This is a genomic window from Lawsonella sp., assembly GCF_011525565.1.
In the GTDB taxonomy this organism is placed as follows: Bacteria; Actinomycetota; Actinomycetes; order Mycobacteriales; family Mycobacteriaceae; genus Lawsonella; species Lawsonella clevelandensis_A.
On sequence record NZ_WVRS01000017.1, the window covers coordinates 1 to 16,097 of the forward strand.

Annotated in this window: 29 protein-coding genes; 11 read left to right on the plus strand and 18 right to left on the minus strand. The window is 53.7% G+C overall.

Features of this window, described 5'->3' with window-relative positions:
• The 12 genes from QZV76_RS06965 to QZV76_RS07020 form a co-directional block, all read right to left on the minus strand.
• Positions 1-193, minus strand: a 193-nt coding sequence (locus QZV76_RS06965) for a hypothetical protein (protein ID WP_290599276.1), incomplete at its 3' end; no start/stop codon positions are given.
• Complete coding sequence (locus QZV76_RS06970; protein WP_290599277.1) at positions 156-566, minus strand: hypothetical protein; 411 nt, start codon at positions 564-566, stop codon at positions 156-158. The genes QZV76_RS06965 and QZV76_RS06970, both read right to left, overlap by 38 nt.
• Positions 563-1,078 carry a hypothetical protein gene (locus QZV76_RS06975; RefSeq protein ID WP_290599278.1) on the minus strand — a complete coding sequence of 172 codons (516 nt, stop codon included), beginning with the start codon at positions 1,076-1,078 and terminating at the stop codon, positions 563-565. The genes QZV76_RS06970 and QZV76_RS06975 overlap by 4 nt, the downstream gene beginning before the upstream one ends.
• Positions 1,079-1,312: 234 nt before the next feature.
• Entirely contained in the window at positions 1,313-1,681 is a 369-nt protein-coding gene (locus QZV76_RS06980) for an HNH endonuclease signature motif containing protein (protein ID WP_290599279.1), read from the minus strand.
• An 87-nt stretch (positions 1,682-1,768) separates the two neighbouring features.
• A complete protein-coding gene (locus QZV76_RS06985; protein ID WP_290599280.1) occupies positions 1,769-2,035 on the minus strand; it encodes a hypothetical protein in 267 nt (88 codons plus the stop codon).
• Positions 2,036-2,059: 24 nt separating this feature from the next.
• Positions 2,060-2,365, minus strand: a complete 306-nt coding sequence (locus tag QZV76_RS06990; protein ID WP_290599281.1) for a hypothetical protein — start codon at positions 2,363-2,365, stop codon at positions 2,060-2,062.
• On the minus strand, positions 2,362-2,634 hold the full coding sequence (locus tag QZV76_RS06995) for a transposase (protein ID WP_290599283.1): 273 nt from the start codon (positions 2,632-2,634) through the stop codon (positions 2,362-2,364). The genes QZV76_RS06990 and QZV76_RS06995 overlap by 4 nt, the downstream gene beginning before the upstream one ends.
• A 31-nt stretch (positions 2,635-2,665) precedes the next feature.
• Entirely contained in the window at positions 2,666-3,280 is a 615-nt protein-coding gene (locus QZV76_RS07000) for a hypothetical protein (protein WP_290599285.1), read from the minus strand.
• Positions 3,281-3,389: 109 nt separating this feature from the next.
• Entirely contained in the window at positions 3,390-3,722 is a 333-nt protein-coding gene (locus tag QZV76_RS07005) for a hypothetical protein (protein WP_290599287.1), read from the minus strand.
• Between the two features lie 18 nt (positions 3,723-3,740).
• Positions 3,741-4,040, minus strand: a complete 300-nt coding sequence (locus tag QZV76_RS07010; RefSeq protein WP_290599288.1) for a hypothetical protein — start codon at positions 4,038-4,040, stop codon at positions 3,741-3,743.
• Positions 4,041-4,236: 196 nt separating this feature from the next.
• The gene (locus QZV76_RS07015; protein ID WP_290599289.1) at positions 4,237-5,373 is read right to left on the minus strand and encodes a hypothetical protein; all 1,137 of its coding nucleotides are present in this window, start codon (positions 5,371-5,373) and stop codon (positions 4,237-4,239) included.
• An 18-nt stretch (positions 5,374-5,391) separates the two neighbouring features.
• The gene (locus tag QZV76_RS07020) at positions 5,392-5,721 is read right to left on the minus strand and encodes a WhiB family transcriptional regulator (RefSeq protein ID WP_366664353.1); all 330 of its coding nucleotides are present in this window, start codon (positions 5,719-5,721) and stop codon (positions 5,392-5,394) included.
• Here QZV76_RS07020 and QZV76_RS07025 point away from each other — a divergent pair.
• Positions 5,636-5,821, plus strand: coding sequence for a hypothetical protein (locus tag QZV76_RS07025; RefSeq protein ID WP_290599292.1), 186 nt, complete (start codon positions 5,636-5,638; stop codon positions 5,819-5,821). The two genes, QZV76_RS07020 and QZV76_RS07025, sit on opposite strands and share 86 nt — an antisense overlap.
• Before the next feature lie 421 nt (positions 5,822-6,242).
• On the opposite strand, the gene QZV76_RS07030 is transcribed toward QZV76_RS07025, so the two are convergent.
• The 3 genes from QZV76_RS07030 to QZV76_RS07040 form a co-directional block, all read right to left on the minus strand.
• Positions 6,243-6,467, minus strand: a complete 225-nt coding sequence (locus QZV76_RS07030) for a hypothetical protein (protein WP_290599293.1) — start codon at positions 6,465-6,467, stop codon at positions 6,243-6,245.
• 178 nt (positions 6,468-6,645) lie between these two features.
• A complete protein-coding gene (locus QZV76_RS07035; protein WP_290599294.1) occupies positions 6,646-6,954 on the minus strand; it encodes a hypothetical protein in 309 nt (102 codons plus the stop codon).
• A gap of 13 nt (positions 6,955-6,967) precedes the next feature.
• Complete coding sequence (locus tag QZV76_RS07040) at positions 6,968-7,555, minus strand: hypothetical protein (protein WP_290599295.1); 588 nt, start codon at positions 7,553-7,555, stop codon at positions 6,968-6,970.
• Between the two features lie 37 nt (positions 7,556-7,592).
• Here QZV76_RS07040 and QZV76_RS07045 point away from each other — a divergent pair, with 37 nt between their 5' ends.
• Positions 7,593-8,222 carry a hypothetical protein gene (locus QZV76_RS07045; RefSeq protein WP_290599296.1) on the plus strand — a complete coding sequence of 210 codons (630 nt, stop codon included), beginning with the start codon at positions 7,593-7,595 and terminating at the stop codon, positions 8,220-8,222.
• A 93-nt stretch (positions 8,223-8,315) separates the two neighbouring features.
• On the opposite strand, the gene QZV76_RS07050 is transcribed toward QZV76_RS07045, so the two are convergent.
• The gene (locus tag QZV76_RS07050) at positions 8,316-8,543 is read right to left on the minus strand and encodes an XRE family transcriptional regulator (protein ID WP_290599297.1); all 228 of its coding nucleotides are present in this window, start codon (positions 8,541-8,543) and stop codon (positions 8,316-8,318) included.
• A gap of 154 nt (positions 8,544-8,697) precedes the next feature.
• Here QZV76_RS07050 and QZV76_RS07055 point away from each other — a divergent pair, with 154 nt between their 5' ends.
• From QZV76_RS07055 to QZV76_RS07095, 9 genes are all read left to right on the plus strand, one after another.
• Positions 8,698-9,237: a winged helix-turn-helix domain-containing protein gene (locus QZV76_RS07055; RefSeq protein ID WP_290599298.1), complete on the plus strand. Its 540-nt coding sequence runs from the start codon at positions 8,698-8,700 to the stop codon at positions 9,235-9,237.
• Positions 9,238-9,249: 12 nt separating this feature from the next.
• Positions 9,250-9,969, plus strand: coding sequence for a hypothetical protein (locus QZV76_RS07060; RefSeq protein ID WP_290599299.1), 720 nt, complete (start codon positions 9,250-9,252; stop codon positions 9,967-9,969).
• A gap of 40 nt (positions 9,970-10,009) precedes the next feature.
• Positions 10,010-10,402, plus strand: a complete 393-nt coding sequence (locus tag QZV76_RS07065; RefSeq protein WP_290599300.1) for an ImmA/IrrE family metallo-endopeptidase — start codon at positions 10,010-10,012, stop codon at positions 10,400-10,402.
• Entirely contained in the window at positions 10,403-10,543 is a 141-nt protein-coding gene (locus QZV76_RS07070; protein ID WP_290599301.1) for a hypothetical protein, read from the plus strand.
• Between the two features lie 107 nt (positions 10,544-10,650).
• Positions 10,651-11,361: a DUF3800 domain-containing protein gene (locus QZV76_RS07075; protein WP_290599303.1), complete on the plus strand. Its 711-nt coding sequence runs from the start codon at positions 10,651-10,653 to the stop codon at positions 11,359-11,361.
• A 355-nt stretch (positions 11,362-11,716) separates the two neighbouring features.
• Positions 11,717-11,998, plus strand: coding sequence for a type II toxin-antitoxin system RelE/ParE family toxin (locus QZV76_RS07080; RefSeq protein WP_290599304.1), 282 nt, complete (start codon positions 11,717-11,719; stop codon positions 11,996-11,998).
• The gene (locus QZV76_RS07085; RefSeq protein ID WP_290599305.1) at positions 11,973-12,299 is read left to right on the plus strand and encodes a HigA family addiction module antitoxin; all 327 of its coding nucleotides are present in this window, start codon (positions 11,973-11,975) and stop codon (positions 12,297-12,299) included. Before QZV76_RS07080 ends, QZV76_RS07085 begins: the two co-directional genes overlap by 26 nt.
• A gap of 82 nt (positions 12,300-12,381) precedes the next feature.
• Positions 12,382-13,473, plus strand: a complete 1,092-nt coding sequence (locus QZV76_RS07090) for a tyrosine-type recombinase/integrase (RefSeq protein WP_290599306.1) — start codon at positions 12,382-12,384, stop codon at positions 13,471-13,473.
• Between the two features lie 264 nt (positions 13,474-13,737).
• Positions 13,738-14,712, plus strand: coding sequence for a cation diffusion facilitator family transporter (locus tag QZV76_RS07095; protein ID WP_290599308.1), 975 nt, complete (start codon positions 13,738-13,740; stop codon positions 14,710-14,712).
• Positions 14,713-14,753: 41 nt separating this feature from the next.
• Here the strand turns inward: QZV76_RS07095 and QZV76_RS07100 are convergent, their stop codons facing one another.
• On the minus strand, positions 14,754-15,383 hold the full coding sequence (locus QZV76_RS07100) for a bifunctional 2-polyprenyl-6-hydroxyphenol methylase/3-demethylubiquinol 3-O-methyltransferase UbiG (protein WP_290599310.1): 630 nt from the start codon (positions 15,381-15,383) through the stop codon (positions 14,754-14,756).
• Positions 15,384-15,532: 149 nt separating this feature from the next.
• Positions 15,533-16,097 (minus strand): ATP-binding cassette domain-containing protein (locus QZV76_RS07105; protein ID WP_290599311.1); only part of this gene is annotated, 565 nt, incomplete at its 5' end.

Here is a 16,097-nt window from a genome sequence, read left to right on the forward strand (position 1 = left end):
ACCTCTCGCACCACAGAATCACTCCCGGCCCCAGGGAGTCTGGCAGGAGCGCTAGGCGCTCCGGGTCCCCGTAGTCCTTGGTTGTGTCGCCCGGCCAGGGAAGTGTGCACCACGCTCCAGTGGTGGGGTCTTTGTAGTAGCCGGGGTAGAGCAGATCATCCGTAGAAAGCTGCGTAGTCGGTGATGCTGACAACGTTGCTCTCCGTCTCCGATGATTCGCCACGCTCTAGCTCCAGCCGCATGCGGCGGCGAGAACCTTCTGTCGTCAGGAGGTCATTCATGCCCGACATAATGGTCTGGAGAGCTGCCGCGCGTACTTTCTCCTCTGCGAGAAGCACCGTCATCTCATAGGCAAGCAGCTGAGCGTACGCCCAATCGGATGGCTCATAGAAGGCAGATTGGCCGGATCGTTTGAGGGAGTTGTACCAGCGTTTAGCAATGGGATGCCATGTTGGGTCGCAGCGCGGCACACGCACTGCCGACGCGCCCTTTGCCCGTGTAGTGGGTGCCGCATCCTTATTGCGTCGCACTCTGTCTTCTGACCGTTTAGGGATCGGTCCTCTCATGCCCATTGCTTTTCCTCCCTTCGCTGTGCTGTCCGTCTCCTCGTCGCCCACATGAGCCCAGCAATGACGGTATCGAGATTGCGGAGTGTATTGGGGGCGTGGCCTACTCGTTTCCCAGTAAGCTCGATCTCGCAGTTACCGCAGAGCACAATGCCAGTGCACTCCCCCAGCTGTACTGGTGTTGGGCGGAGGTGGCTACCTGTGCCAAAGATGTTGATTCCTCCACCTGCCCACTCCATGTATGTTCCATCACAGAGGGCGAGCACACGTCTCATGTCCTCCGCCAACGCCCTACCTTCAGAGACACCCGCTAAATGGAGCACAACGAGCCCTGTATCCCCTAAGACAAGAGGACGGCCAGTCTGCTCTGATGGTATTGAGGCGAGTTGCGGCGGTAGAGCGTGGCGAAGTCTATAGGCAGCTTGGCGACAAGCTGGAGAACAGTAGATACGGAGCCTCCCCGCCCCGATATTCACCGGTACAGGAGCTCCACATGAGGGGCAACAACGCACTGTTTCCCCCTTATTTCGGCGAGGTTATCAAGATATCTTTTCCAGGGTTTTAGCTTGTCAAAAAGCTAAAACCCGTACATAGTGTGAGCCCCTATGCCGCCCGCCCCGGGCAGAGAGCGGGGAGGGGGTCCCCACCCCCTCCCCGCTAAGAATTAGACAGAAAAGCCAACCGGGGAGTACGCCTCTCTACAGCGCTCTCAGCACTGCTCATAGACCATTGCGAATACGTTTCTCTCAGAAGATGAGGCCTGGGTGCAATTTGTGTGGCCGTTTACGAGACAACTTCGCGGCGGCGCGCCGGGCTTCCGCTTGCGTCTTTTGACGGTGGCAGGACGGGCAGACGGCCTGGAGGTTGTCTGGGCTGTCGGTGCCGTGTTCGAAGACGGGGGTAATGTGGTCAACTTCCTCGGCTATCTGAGTGCAGCCTGGCAAGGCCAACTGGCAGCGATGGTGATCACGGCGTAGGACTGTAGCGCGCAGCTTCTGAGGTGCCCCCCGCGAGCGGAGGGACTGCCTGCTGGCGAAGTTTCCTCCCATTGTTTCCCCTACCTCACAGAGGCGAAGCCCCGCAAACGCTTGGTGCGGGGCTTCGTAATATGACAAAAGGCGCGGTGCTCTTGCGTCCACCACGCCCTACGGCTTGAGCCTATCATATTGGTGGGCCATTGGCGTCAAGTATGTGGGGTGTATTTACGCTACTAGGTTGATGTTCATCGCTGAGTGGATAGCCCTGCGCGCGTTGCCGGTGAAGTAATTTGCATGTGTTACCTTCACCGACTCGATGGAGTCCGAGGCGACAAGAACAATATCCATGTAATCCTTGTCAAAGTTAAGCCGCTCTTCTTCTTCGTAGCGCTCTATCGCTTCGGAGGAGTCGGAGAATTCTTCCTGGCTGACGAGCCGTTGTGTGCGGTGGTTGTACATCAGGAGAAAATGCTTGAGCAATGACTCATCCATGTTCATCTCCTTACCAGCCCACAGTTAGGCGGCTTTGGTGATGCGGTAGCCGGCAGCCTCTAGCGCTTCCTGGAGGGCCTGCTGAGCGAGAAGTTGTTCCGGGTTGTCTCGTGTGGCAGCAAAGAGAAGATTGCGGGCGATGGCCGATACTGGCTTGTTACCTGCGAGTTCTGCGAGACGGTTGTACTCATCGTCCGTGAGGCGGATTTGGAGGGTCTTCACGCGGCCTTGCGGGGTGTTGTGGCTGATGATGGTGTCGGGGCGGCGGATGATGTCGTTTTCTGCGTCTTCTGTTTCTTCGATTGCGGTACGGAGTTCCTCGGGGATCATTGGTTCTCTTCCTTGTAGATTCGCTGGTCGCGGCTGTTGGATTTCCAGCAGTTGACGCCGTAGGTGGTGCCGTTGCTTTCAACTGTGATGACGGTGAGGATACGGCCGGCTGATGGTGAGTAGCCGATGGTGCGGGTGCTCACGCCGCTTTTGCTTGTTGGGTCAGGGTTGAGGATAGCGCGGTTGGGGTCGGTGAGCGCTTCCTCTGCTTGCTCCACGGTGACACTGTGCTTTGTAATGTAGTGTGCGCGGTGTTCCCAATTGGCCATACCACAATTGTAGTACATGTGTATTTCATAGTCAAGCTATTCTCCCACGCAACCACTCCCCCAACCTGTCCACAACATCACCCATAAGCCAGTAGCTCCTCCCCCCATAATCCACTGAGCTAATCTCATTTAGCCACCGATTCTGCGTCCGCCTCGGCACCCCACGCTCCGTAAGATAGCTACGAAGCTCGCGGCGGGTGAAATACTCGCGCTCCAACATCTCCACGCATGAGGCTTTAAGAACCGCAACATCGAGGATCCCCCCACACATGCAGGTGATTTCGCCTGTGCTTGTGTAACTGTAGATAGGCTCCCCGCACCTGGGGCAGAGGCCAATGAAGTCTGGGTAGCGGGGACGATCAACCAAGAAGACAATCTGGCGTGCCCAATGGTGAATATCGTCGGCACACTCCATAGCGTCCTCATAGGAAGCCAACCTCATCGGATTACCCCGCAGCCAGTGCAGGCACTCGATGACGGCATCCTGCCCATACAGTCGGGCAGTGTAGCCTGCCGCCTCACAGATAGCAGGCAGACCATACGCCAGCCCCCCGGAGAAACTCGCTGGCTTTCTCACTGTAGGGCAGGGGCCGGTCGGCGCTATGGCCGGGGAGCTTCCCGTAGCATGTTTGGCGGGTGAGAACATTCTCCACATCGAACACATGTTCTATAAGCGTGTCCAGGTCTCTACCCAGCGTATCCAGTTGTTCGCGGTCAAGATAATATTCCTCCGGCATCCTGCTGCCCCTTCTCCCCTAATCTCTCTGCGCGAGTAACTCTGCGAATTTGTCCAGTTCCATTACCGCAAGCCATTTGGCCGGTTTCCCACCGTAGCCGCGAAGCTTCCACACCAACACGCCATGCCCATAAGGTGAGCGCTCCACCTGGCTACCCAGCTGAACGAACCACTCCCGCCACAGCGGACGCGCAACATCCTTCACCTGCCAGGTGGTGTTAAGGGCGTGAATGTCGCCCTCATCCTCACGCCTACCGGGGCGGGTACGCCGGGCGTCGGGATCATACTGGGAAATGATTTTCAGCACGTCACGCTCAGCACTATCACCCTTAGCCTTGTTCGGATGAGGCATTATCCTCGCTCCCTATCGCTAGTACTCATCGTGGTCCCCCTCACAATTCCCACAGACCAACTGCGATGCTGCCTCGCTCTCCATCGCCTTAATTGCTTCCTGCGCATCCATGACCAACATCACTAGCCGCGCATAGAAGAGAAGATACTTTCCTTTAGCTCGAGAGCTGAATTGTTCTGGAAGCTGGTTGTCTAGAGTCCTCTGCCATCGCCTTGATACTCGCTCAATCTCCCTTACCCCTTGTAGCGTCCTTTCCCAGGCCAACTCCATGTCCTTCCCCGCTACACCTTTACCCTTCTCATTCCCGATCAATGCCATCCCTGACTCCTACCTATGCCTATACCTGTGCCTACCTATGACTGACTAGACCAGGCCCGACCCGACCCAGTCCCGACCCGTACGATCTAGATACGGGAGTTAAAAAATCTATCCGTATCTAGATTTGGGCTAGATTTTTTCAATATGAAATAACTCTGTTATCGTTTCGTTATTTAACTCATGGTGTTTCTCCCACTTATTGAGAACGACGCCGTGAATGGCGACGCCTCGCCGCCTTAGCCACCCCAACCGAGGGGGCCGTATCACACGACCCCCTCTTCGTTGGGGCCTCAGACACGCCATCAGGCGTGCCATGCACAGAGACAACGCAGGCCCCCTGGTCCACGGTTGGTAGCCGCTTTCCGGTCTCACGCAGAGGTTCCAGCCACGCCTCACCGGCACCACCCGACGAGGACGCTATGTCTTCCTCCACTACCGCACGATCGGTATGACAGCACGATGCGCTACATGGGCCGCTGGTGTGATCGTGTGGCGCACAATCGCCTAGCTGATGTGGAGGTTCCACCGCATCAGCCGTGGTGCCACCCACGACGTCAGCTATTTCTTCCTCCAATACCTGAGTAGCGTTGCCGCCCGTACCGTTGGAGCTACCGTCGATACGAGCGTCCAGGATTTCTCCTGGCCTCAGCGAGGCTTTCACCTTGATACCGCGCTCGGATGCCCAAGCGCTGTTGTTAATGAAACTCGCAGAAGATTTTGAAAAATACGGGGTTTTCGGCACAGGCATTAGCATGCGCCGTTTTACATCCCCGCTCCTCCCCCTCAAATTGGTATTACATGACCTGCAGCACACTACAAGGCCGTCAGTGTCGATGTCGTCCCCCACCCCATCAATATGGTCATACGTCGCAGATCTGGCAGATTTGCGGTCAGTCCAGGACACTGTTTTCCCACAATAGCGACACTGGTCCCCATCTCGCACCCGCACAGCGATAGTCACATCTGTATTCCGCATATCGCGTTTACGCTGCCGGTCGATCTCTACCTCAGCTTTAGACCGCAAATGAATAAAATCATCGTCTTCAATAATGGCCCACGCCTGATGCCCCCCATCATCTACCCTCTCAATCAGTTCTGCCCTTTCGAGGATCGCCAACAACTCTTTCGCCCGCACAGCATTACCCCCCGCAGCGGCTACCCACGATCCGAACTCCACCCGATAGTCCGTCAGATGAGCTGCGCTCATCGTCGCCCCCAGCGCCAGGAAACCGAAAGCCTCAGCGAATACCGATGTAGATAAATCTTCTACCTCATGCAACCGCATCAGCTTAGGATGCGTAATCACATTGTCTCCAAATCTTGCCCAAGGCATCTCGGCTCCTCCTCCCTTCTACGCAGCTGTCATTTTGACAACATCCGGAATATTCTCCTCCCCCGCTATCTCCATAAGGCGCCCCATCGCCTCCAGCCATCCCCCCTTCCTAACTGTTTCCGGGACATACACGCCCGCCCGTATAGAGCCTGCCGTGTACGCAACAGACGGTCGTTTATTACGCCCCCGGCTCTCATCCATAACGTCGCTCTGGCTGACGTAGTAGACGATAGGGAGGAGAGCATCTTTAGCACACTCGCGCATGACCGGACAGCCCGCACAGACTGCTAAAGCCGCTTTCTCCCGCAACTCCGGATGCCTCTTTAGCTTGTCGACCAACTTCTCCATACACGGTTTCCCCCGGCACTTCGCACTCTCCATCCACCGAGTATCACGCCTCATCAACTCCAAAAGCTCCCTAGTAGTCCTCTGCCCCAACACCCGGTAACCTGACTTAGGCACCTTTGGCCCGCCTTTCTTCTAACATGCGCAGTTCTTCCCCAGTCAGTAGCCGCGGATAGGGGATGTGACAGGCGATACCATTCGTTACGGCCACTTCACGCGCCATCTCCAGGGTGTGGTTCAAGCACTCCCAGCTCCTAAATGAGTCCCTGATAAGGGCATCAAGTCTGCCCTTTGGGGCAAGATTCTCATAACCATCTACGCCCATTCGCTACACCCCCTCATAACGCAATCCTCCATCCAATAGAACTCCGAATATGATTTTCCACCACTCTTCCGATACAATTTCGTCACAGTGACACATGTGGACACCAACCGGGCAACAATACCCTGCACAAGATCAGCTATCCCGCACACGGCACCACCAACAGCCATAACAAGTAAAAATCCGAGAGCAGCAGAGGCCATTATTCCGCCCCCATGTAGTGCATAAACCAGGCGCGGACGTCACTCTTCGCATACATGGTGATAGGCCCATACAGCCCGTACTCGTCCCGATTCACTGCCCGTAGCTCGCCTCGCAGAGTTGCCCTTTTTACCGTGTCCTTCGACATTTGATAGCCGAACTCATCAACGATTAGGTTTACGGGGCCGTCATAGGTGTATACGTAAGGCGCGGAATGATTACTCATGACGATTGCCCCCGCAAGAAGCCCTCGAACGCCTCGCAGTCGCGGTCATCCGAGGTGCCACGCATACCGACAGAAAAGAGAAATGGCGGGACACTTTTACAACCTGGGTATGGCCGTTCGTCGTGAACATTGCCTCCGCTCTCCCCTGCCAAGCACTCACACTGCTTGCTCTGGGAAACTAAACCGAGCATTTCCCCTCCTCCAGCGTTATCAGAGTCACCACGCGCTTCCGAAGGGCTAACTCCTCCTGAGAAAAAGGCGTCCCCATACTGATAGCCTCATGCAACGACAACCACACAGAGTCAAGACTTACGCAGTCCTCTAACCCCACCAGCTCCAAGACGTCATATACCGCTGATAAATGCTGCGAGATATCAATCTGCACGACAACGTAAGGTTTTGATACCCACACGAAAAAGCCATTCTCAAGAATGCACATGCGGCCATCATCAATAACAGCCTTCGTAATATCCCGTAGCCGCTTCATATACTTGCTGTCCTTAAGCAACGGTGTCACCTCCCCCACGAGAAGAGGGTGAAGAAGAACCACTCAATCCTCCACCCTCCCCTCGCCCATCTCCTACAGTTGAGGTATCCCCACACCCAACTGAAGAAGAAGCATCACAATGGACGTCCCAGACAGTTTCCCCAGCACGCCCTTCGACAACATCGATATCCCCGAGCAATTCAAGGACACGCGCTTCATCCAATCCCAAATACTCAAGGGTGTCCGAGATGATGGCGCGCTTAGCCGCGACGCGATCACCGCCATCCTGCTCGGATTCTTCAAACTCGAGGGAAGAATCATCGTCCTGGAAGCCGCTTTCGAGCAACTGAAGACGAGACTCGCAAATTCCCCAAATGATATTGCGCCACGACTTCTCGATAGCATCACGCCGCTCATTAACGAGCAAGGAAAGGTCATCGATGATAGACTCCACAACAGTTTTGATAATCAGATGAACGCTGTCCTCGAATTTGGAAACACTGTACTCGAACTCAAGACGCGCCTTGACCGCGTGGAACAGCTCCTCATCAGAGAAGACGCCGACGAGTAGATCACCTGTATTTTTATTGCTGTTACGCAACGACCTCACCCCCAAAACCACCACATATATTTGAAGAATGGACGTCATCAGCACCACTATCGGTATCATCGGGTGCCTTACCGGAATCATTGGTGTATGCATCGCGCAGCGCGCTAATCACCACAGCAAAATTGCTAACGAACTCTCCGAAATCGCATCCACACGTGCTGTAGAAGCTAACGGCATCGCAAAACAAGCTAACGACCTTGCACAAGAAGCCAATACCATCAGCACCAAGGCTCTCAACGCAGCCCAAGACCGTATCGACTACGTTTGGGTATGCGAGGTTGACCCCTCGTTGAAAACCGTCAGCGTTACTAATAGCGGCGCATGGCCAGCACACAACGTTTCTCTCACCATCGAGAAAGACGGCGAAACGATACGACACATTGATGGGTGCGAGTGGGCGGCCGGAGAGAAGATCACAATCCCCATCGAAAACGAGATCGATAAATTCTTTGAAGCAGTCCACACCCTCTCGATCCCCAGACCTGCAGTCTCTAGCGGAGGCGTCTCCTACGGAGGGAAAAGCGGCGATCCTGTCGAGTGCGTCTTCACTGCTCGCGTCCGGTTCGAAACCCCACAGGGAGTGAAGCGAGGCGACGTAATCGAGCAAAGCCTCCGCTACTGCGTGAAAAATGGGGGGAGCTTTAAAAGACTCCGCTGAGTGCGCCTTTAGTCCTGGCATGATAGAATCTCCTTATCTCCTAAGAGAATTTGATTTTCCGGGTGCCCGCAGTTGCAGCTGTGGGCATCTCTTTTATGCGGCACATATGTCTTGAACACCGTCAAGCACCAAAACCTTGTTCGGGCGCGCCCCCAAATCCGCCAAAGCGTTAAGAATGTCAGGTGTTGGGCGACGCGTCTTTATTGCCCGTGTCCAGGTCGGCCGAGAAATGGCGGTTGCCTCTGATAGGTCTACGATCGTCTGTAGCCCATTAACGCGTTTAACATGGTCCAGCTCATCTAAACTGATAAGAAAAGACATCTATTCGCACTCCTTTCCTTGCTCTTTGACAAGATACTACATCTAATCATGACAATGTGGCAAGCATACACGTCAAATAAAATTACTTTTCAATGCAATTGCGCAGGAAAATACACTCTTGATGTATCGAAATCTTTACACTATGATGTGTGTTATGGACGGGAAAAGTAGTGTTAAAGAATGGCTAAGCTCCACGACAAAACGGCGTATTACCGCTGTGGAAATCGCAGAAATACTTGGGGTCTCCAGAACTACAGTCAATACCAGGATCACTAAGGGCCTATCGGCAGATGACCTCATCACGGTATGCAGAAGCCTCTGCGTCAATCCGGTAGACGCACTAACAGAGCTTGGCTACCTCGCATACGACGAAGTCATGTCGTTCCAGGACTCCGACGGGAAACTCGTAGATACCGCGACAGAGGGAGAGCTCTCTTTGGAACTCGCGCGGAGACTGAACCCTGCCGTCTTAGCGCCAGAGATAGACGGAATAGAGGCAGCAGCGCGCCGGGCAGTAACGCCGCACAAACTACACAGCGTGGACGGGAGTGTTACACCCCTACCTCACACTGATGTTCTAGCCCCACTCCCAGACCTAGAAAACCTCGACTACGCCCCCTTCTACGACCCCGAGACAATGGCCGCATCTTCAGACACAGAAGAGCTCCCACCAGACGACCAATTCGACGCGTAAAAGGCTAGAACGATGCCCAAATACCTACTCGGAGCAAACGCCAAACAATTCTCCACAGAAGTAGTCGGAGAACAATACCATTCAATAGAACAAACCCTGCACGATATTGCCGCCGCAAAAGGCGGCAAATGCGAACTCGAATTCACCCTCATCCCAGAGCCAGACAACCCCTACGACGACCACGCCATAAGCGTCAGATACAACAATCAGGTCGCCGGATACATACCACGATCACGCAATCGTCAACTATGGAGCGACATTACACGAGTCCAAGCAAGCGGCTACACACCCATCATTCGCGGAAAAGTAGAAGCCTGGTCTAATGGTAAGTCAGCAAGTATCACTCTTGCTGTTGGAGGCAATAAGAATCTTCTCTCTACTGAGGATGGACTTAAACCGAAGAAGAAGGGCGACTACACACCACCACCGGCATACCGAGAACAAACCAATACAACTTTTGCAAGCCACGCATATAAACCGTCATCTTCCGCATCCGGTCGTTCTCAACACCCGTATCTAACCGAAGCAACACCAGATACAAAAGCCCTAGCAAACAGAAAACATCTCCCTAAATGGGCAATTATCACTATCGTGGCGGCTATCGTTCTCGCAATCACACTGACGGCTGTCTTCGCTACTGATTTCTTCGTCTCAGCTATAAAGACAATAGGCGGTTTAATCGTGATCGCCATTATTGGCTTCTTTATATGGGCAAGAAAATCACAGAAGTAGCCGCATAAATGTGTTACAGGGTTTTCCTACTATCGAATACATGTTCGATATTGAGGCCTATGCCAACACTCTTGGTATTACAGTCGCATACCGTCCCCTGCCAGACCATCTCCCACCAGCTTGGTGGAACCCAAGATCAAAGACAATCACCGTCCGGAAGGGGCTCCCCCGCAGGAAAGTCCGTAGTCTCATTGCCCACGAACTAGGACATGCCCACTACGGTCACACCATCAGCACACCAAAAGCAGAACGACAGGCTGACCAGTACGCAGCCCGCCTCCTCATTAGTGAGGATGACTACAGGGCTACGGAAGTAGCCTACGGTACTAACGTTGAAAAGCTCGCCTTCGAGCTGGATGTTACGCCCAATATTATTGAAGCCTGGAGAACACTACATGAGCGTCCAAAAATATACGACGATCAACGGTACTAGATGGCGTGTCCTCTTTACGGGACAGGCCCCGCCATCGCTGAAGAGCTCACCGCACCTGCTGCACGTGTGGAAAACCAACGCAACCTTGACAACGGCAGTATGACCATCAGGCCAATTCGACGCATAAAATCGTCCCGATAACAATAGGGCACTTAGAACACACGGCGCAGATAGAGGGCCGGCCAATAGTTCCCACAACCCACATGAGCAAACGTTACAGATCATCAAAATGCTAAAGACTCTTCCCCATGTACCATGCCTTCATAGATGAATCTGAATGTGGCACACACCACTTCTTCCTAACAGCCTTAATCGTCAATGACGCAAATCTTGACAGCCTCAACTCGGCACTCGATGGACTTATGCTAATTGCCTCCATGACAGAGACAGGAAAGCACCTCGATCCAACGACCGAACTACACGGCTACGACATGATGCAACAGAAGCGTGATTGGAAAGGCCAACCACTACGATTTTGCGCATCAATATACAAGCAGGCCCTGGGAATAACACGCGCATTCGCTGACGCCGTTTATACAGAAGGAATTGATCGTAAACATCTGGAGCGTAGATATGGCAGCAGAGCGTACGACCCAAGAAGCATCGCAATCAGTTATTTACTTGAAAGAGTAAATGAGTACTGTATTCGGAAAAACGATACGGTAGTAGCAATACTCGATGACCACTACACAGCGCCAGAGGGCAGAAAAAGCTTCATAAGATACAAAGATCAGGGGACATTCGGTTACCGAAGTTCATGCCTCCCCCAGATTATGTCCATAGACTTCCGGGACTCACGAAGTATAAGGGCGTTACAAGCAGCAGATCTATGCTGCTATACGATCAACAGGTATTACACGCGTAGAGATGTCTCGGCTAGGGTTGCCAAGACACAAGAGATTTTCATGAAACAGATAGACCCGCTAATTCGTAAGGGGAGAATAAGAATCTGGCCATAAATGCACGTTACCCCGCCAACATGGGCGGGGTAACGGCGATGTTGAGTTGCCTACAAGTTGACAACCTCTACAGCTGTCATTTTAACAGTTATTGCTGCGTTTTCAATGGATTTTATCTAGAGAATAAAGGGGAACGACTATCCCGCCCACCGAGTCAGGAAGTCCTCCCTTGGAGGGCTTATCGCCGTTCGCTTCATCGAATTTTACCTATAGCGCGCAGCAGGAACAATACCGCCAATCAACCAATTTGACGTGTTGAGCGTGTGCTTTTGCCACAGCTATATTATCAAAATATTGTCATTAATCCATTGTTTTCCCACTTGAAAATACTAACGCTGTGCGTTATCATTGATTTATGATCAAGAGCTTCAAAGACAGCAACACGGCAAAAATTTGGAGCCGCCGCTACACCAAAGCACACAGCAAAGAACTCCAAAACGCAACACTCTTAAAACTCTTGATCATTGACAGCGCAACAGACCTCAACGACCTACGAGTACCGCCCGCCAACCGGCTAGAGAAGCTCACAGGAAACCGTGCAGACTACTACTCAATAAGAGTCAACAAACAATGGCGAATCTGCTTCACATGGAAGAACGGAGATGCATACGATGTCGAACTCATCGACTACCACTAACCCCATAGAAGGGGAACGTATACCCCTCCCCACCCCCGGGGATATTCTCCTTAAAGAATTTCTCGAACCAGCAGGACTGACCCAGTACGCGTTGGCAAAAGCTCTTAACGTTCCCCCTATCCGTATCAGTGAGATTATCAGGGGTAAGCGTGTCATCACCGCCGACACAGCACTACGTCTTTCAACGTACTGGGGCAATAGCCCACAATTCTGGCTCAACTTGCAGACATCTTACGACTTGGAGAAAGCCCAAGAGGATCTAGCTGACACCCTACGGGGTATCACTCCACGGGCGGCGTAGATAATCCTCAAAGACCTAGTGATCATAGAATGAGCAACACCTACACTTTACGAGCCCAACGCGCTCAGAAGCTAACCACACCGTGAGCGTCCAAAAATACACGACCGCTAAGGGAACACGGTGGCGTGTCCTTTTCACTACTCCCGACGGCACCCGCACTCAGAAACGAGGTTTCCTTACCAAGACCGCCGCGAAAGCATGGGAAACAAAACAGGCCTCAGATATCCTCACCGGCCAGTGGGTATCAAATAGCGGCGGGAATTCCTCACTCGCTGAGCTCGGTGATGAGTGGATCAAACGGAAAAACTATCTCAAGCCCTCAAGTATGCCACCACTCACCAACGCATACTGGAATCATGTACGCCCAAAGTGGGGAAACACCAGGATAAAGGACATTCGGCACAGTGACATCGCAGCCTGGGTAGACGGTCTTACCACTCTCAATGGCGACAGACCGCTTTCCGCTACCGGGAAACGCTACGCCCACCAAGTGCTCTCTAGCATCCTCAGAGACGCCGTGAAAGACGGGCTCATACCTTCCAATCCAGCAGAAGGCGTCACCCTACCCCGCAAAAACAAAAAGCAGAATACCTACCTCACAGCTGCCCAACTCCATCACTTCGCATCCCAATGCGGAGATCATGAGCTACTAGTTCTCCTTCTCGGATACACAGGCATGAGATGGGGCGAAGCCATCGCACTGACTGGCGATGACGTTAACACCGTCACACGGCGAATCAGCATCACCAAAAACGCCGTATGGGTCAACGGCCATATCAAAGTTGGCACCCCGAAAACTCATGAGAACAGGACAGTGCCTATCCCCCGCTTCCTTGCCCGGCGCGTCGCTGAGGCGGCGGTCGGTAAAGGTGATTGTTTGCTTTTCCCGGATTCGCATGGCGGTTATTTGCCCCGTCCGAGTAGTAGCAGTAGTAATTGGTTTGCGAATGCGGCTAAGCGTGCTGGTGTGTATCCGTTGACGCCGCATGATTTGCGGCATACGGCGGCTAGTTTAGCGGTGCATACTGGGGCGAATGTGAAAGTTATTCAGCGGATGCTTGGGCACTCTAGTGCTGTGGAAACACTCAATCGGTATGCCGATTTGTTCGATAGCGATCTTGATGAGGTTGCCGAAAAGTTGGACGCTTTGGCGCGCGAGTCAGGGTTTGCGTAGCCATATTGTTGCCACATAAAGGTGGAAATGCTGGTTGTGCTGGTGTTGCGTGTTGGTTCGAGCCCTAGCAGGCGCACCTCTCTCCTTGTCGAAGGGTAGCCTTGCTAATCTTCATTCATCTCTCTAACATATGCATTATCACGCATACATTAGAGAGGTTCGGCAATGCAGGCCACTGACTACACTCACCGGTCCGATCACGCTCACGACGACGCTCATAACCACACACAGAGCCACGTGCCGCATAACCACACACAGAGCCACGTGCCGAATCTCACCAATGACAGCCATGACACCGACAGCCATGCTCACGGCGCCACACTAGCTCACGGTCACTCCCACCATCACACCCACGAGCATCACGACGCAGCAGAATTGGCCCACACCCCTCAATGGCGCATCAGTGTCGCTATCGCACTGGGACTCGTTACTGTCATCACACAAATTGTCGTAGGGCTACTCTCCGGCTCACTCGCTCTCCTATCGGACTCTGCGCATGCGTTCACCGATGTCTTCGGCCTGTGCACTGCACTCGTCGCCATCCGTGTTGGAGCGCGTGCCTCCGCCACTCCCCAACACACTTATGGTTTCCGCCGTGTTGAGGTGCTCGCCGCGGGATTCAACGCGATTCTGTTGCTAGCAGTCGCCGTCATCATTGTCGTCGAAGCCGTCGAGCGCCTCATCCATCCCGTTAATGTCCAGGGACTGCCAGTAACGATCGTCGCAGTAGTGGGACTGCTCATGAACTTTTTCGCGTTTCTTGCCATCCGTGGTGGTAAGGACGAGTCCATTAATGTGAAGGGCGCTTATCTAGAAGTGATGGCAGACATGGTGGGGTCGGTGGGAGTACTCATCTCGGGTCTCATCACCTATCTCACGGGATGGGTATATGCCGACATCGTCGTTGCAGTCCTTATCGCCATATGGGTACTTCCGCGAGCAGTCGCACTGCTCCGCCAAGTAGGAAACGTCATCCTACAAGGCACCCCCACTGATGTCGATATGGAGTCCCTTCGCCATGACATCTTGTCCGTGGACGGTGTACAAGCACTCCACCACTTTCATGTGTGGAGCCTCACCACCGGTGACAACATCGGATCCGTCCACGTTGTCACTACCAATCCGCAAGCACGTCAGCACGTACAAGAACTCATGGAGCACACCTACCACCTTCACCATGTGACGGTGCAAACAGAAACACCTGCCGAACAATGCGCGGAGGACGGCACCTGCGTCTAACCCCACACCACTACCTCGACATGGAAGCAACGGTTCCGGTACTAGTCCCAGTTTTCAGCATGAAGAAGGACATCGACCGCTTGCGAATGGCCGGCGGGGCGCACCATATGCTCGAGACGAATGACCCGCATTCCCGCACTGGCGCTGGCAAGATCAGCGACGGTCGGAAGAAGTGCAGAATCCTGTGGGCCCCCAATACCGTGACGGAGGTTTTCGGCAGCGTGCCCAAGATAGAGAAGCGCCCCGTGCGGCTTCAACCAGGCTTGGCTACGCTTCAACACATCCCGCAGCTGATGCATTGGCAAATGCAGGTAAGCACCCAAAATGAGGTCAAATTTGCCGCTGGTGAAACGATCATCGCCAGTAACCTGCGCATCGTAGACCGGTACCCAGCTGCAGACGTCCCCCACTGTATAGACAATCTTCGGCCCCAATGACTCGTGCTCTGCCGCTATACGAATCGCCTCGGAGGAGAGATCAACACCTACTACGTCCCAGCCCATCTGAGCCAGGAGACGAGCGTGACGACCTTCCCCACACCCCAAGTCGAGAGCGGAACCGGGTTCCATAGTAGAGAGCCGTTCCACGACTGCCGCAGCAGGGGTTCCTCCCCAGGGGGCAGGTGTCTCACTGTAGAGGGCGTCCCAATCTGCAGATGCACGTTCGGTCATGTCTTCCACAATAGTCCGAAGTACCCTTCTCATGCAATGGGGCTAACAAGGTTCACCTCACAGTATGCACAGCGCTGAATGCACAACTGGAGTGCAGAATGCAGAGCAGCGCTTCGGAATCCAGAGCAAGGGCTACTCTGCGCCGCACACTAATCGAAGATCTCGGGCAGTACACCTCGGGGAAGCTCTTCCACCTCTCCATCTTTAACGACTAAGTGACGCGCTTCTACCTGTTCGATCATGCGTTGGTCGTGGGTGACGACGACAATAGTCCCTTCGCACTGTTTAATCGCATCCTGTACCTCTTCGATGAGGTCAACACTCAAGTGGTTAGTCGGCTCATCCATTAAGAGAATTTCCGGTGGGTTAGCTACGAGCAAGGCCAAGGCTACCCGTCTCTGCTGTCCTAACGAGAGATCACCCACTGGGCGCTGAGCATCTTCAGGAGTGATAAGACCCAGATCGTCTAAGTCCAGCGAGTGCGGGCCGGAGACGAAGGAGTAGAGTTCCGCAGCGCTCTTCTTCGGGTCCTCCCACCGTTGTACTTGCTCCAGGATCGACAAGGTGGCACCCTGACCCACCTGCACTTCTCCCGCTTCCGGTTGAAGTGCACCAGTGATGACGTGTAGCAAGCTAGATTTCCCGGATCCATTTGGGCCGGTGATGATGACAGTTTCGCCAGGCCGGATGGTGAGAGAACCTACGTGGACGCGT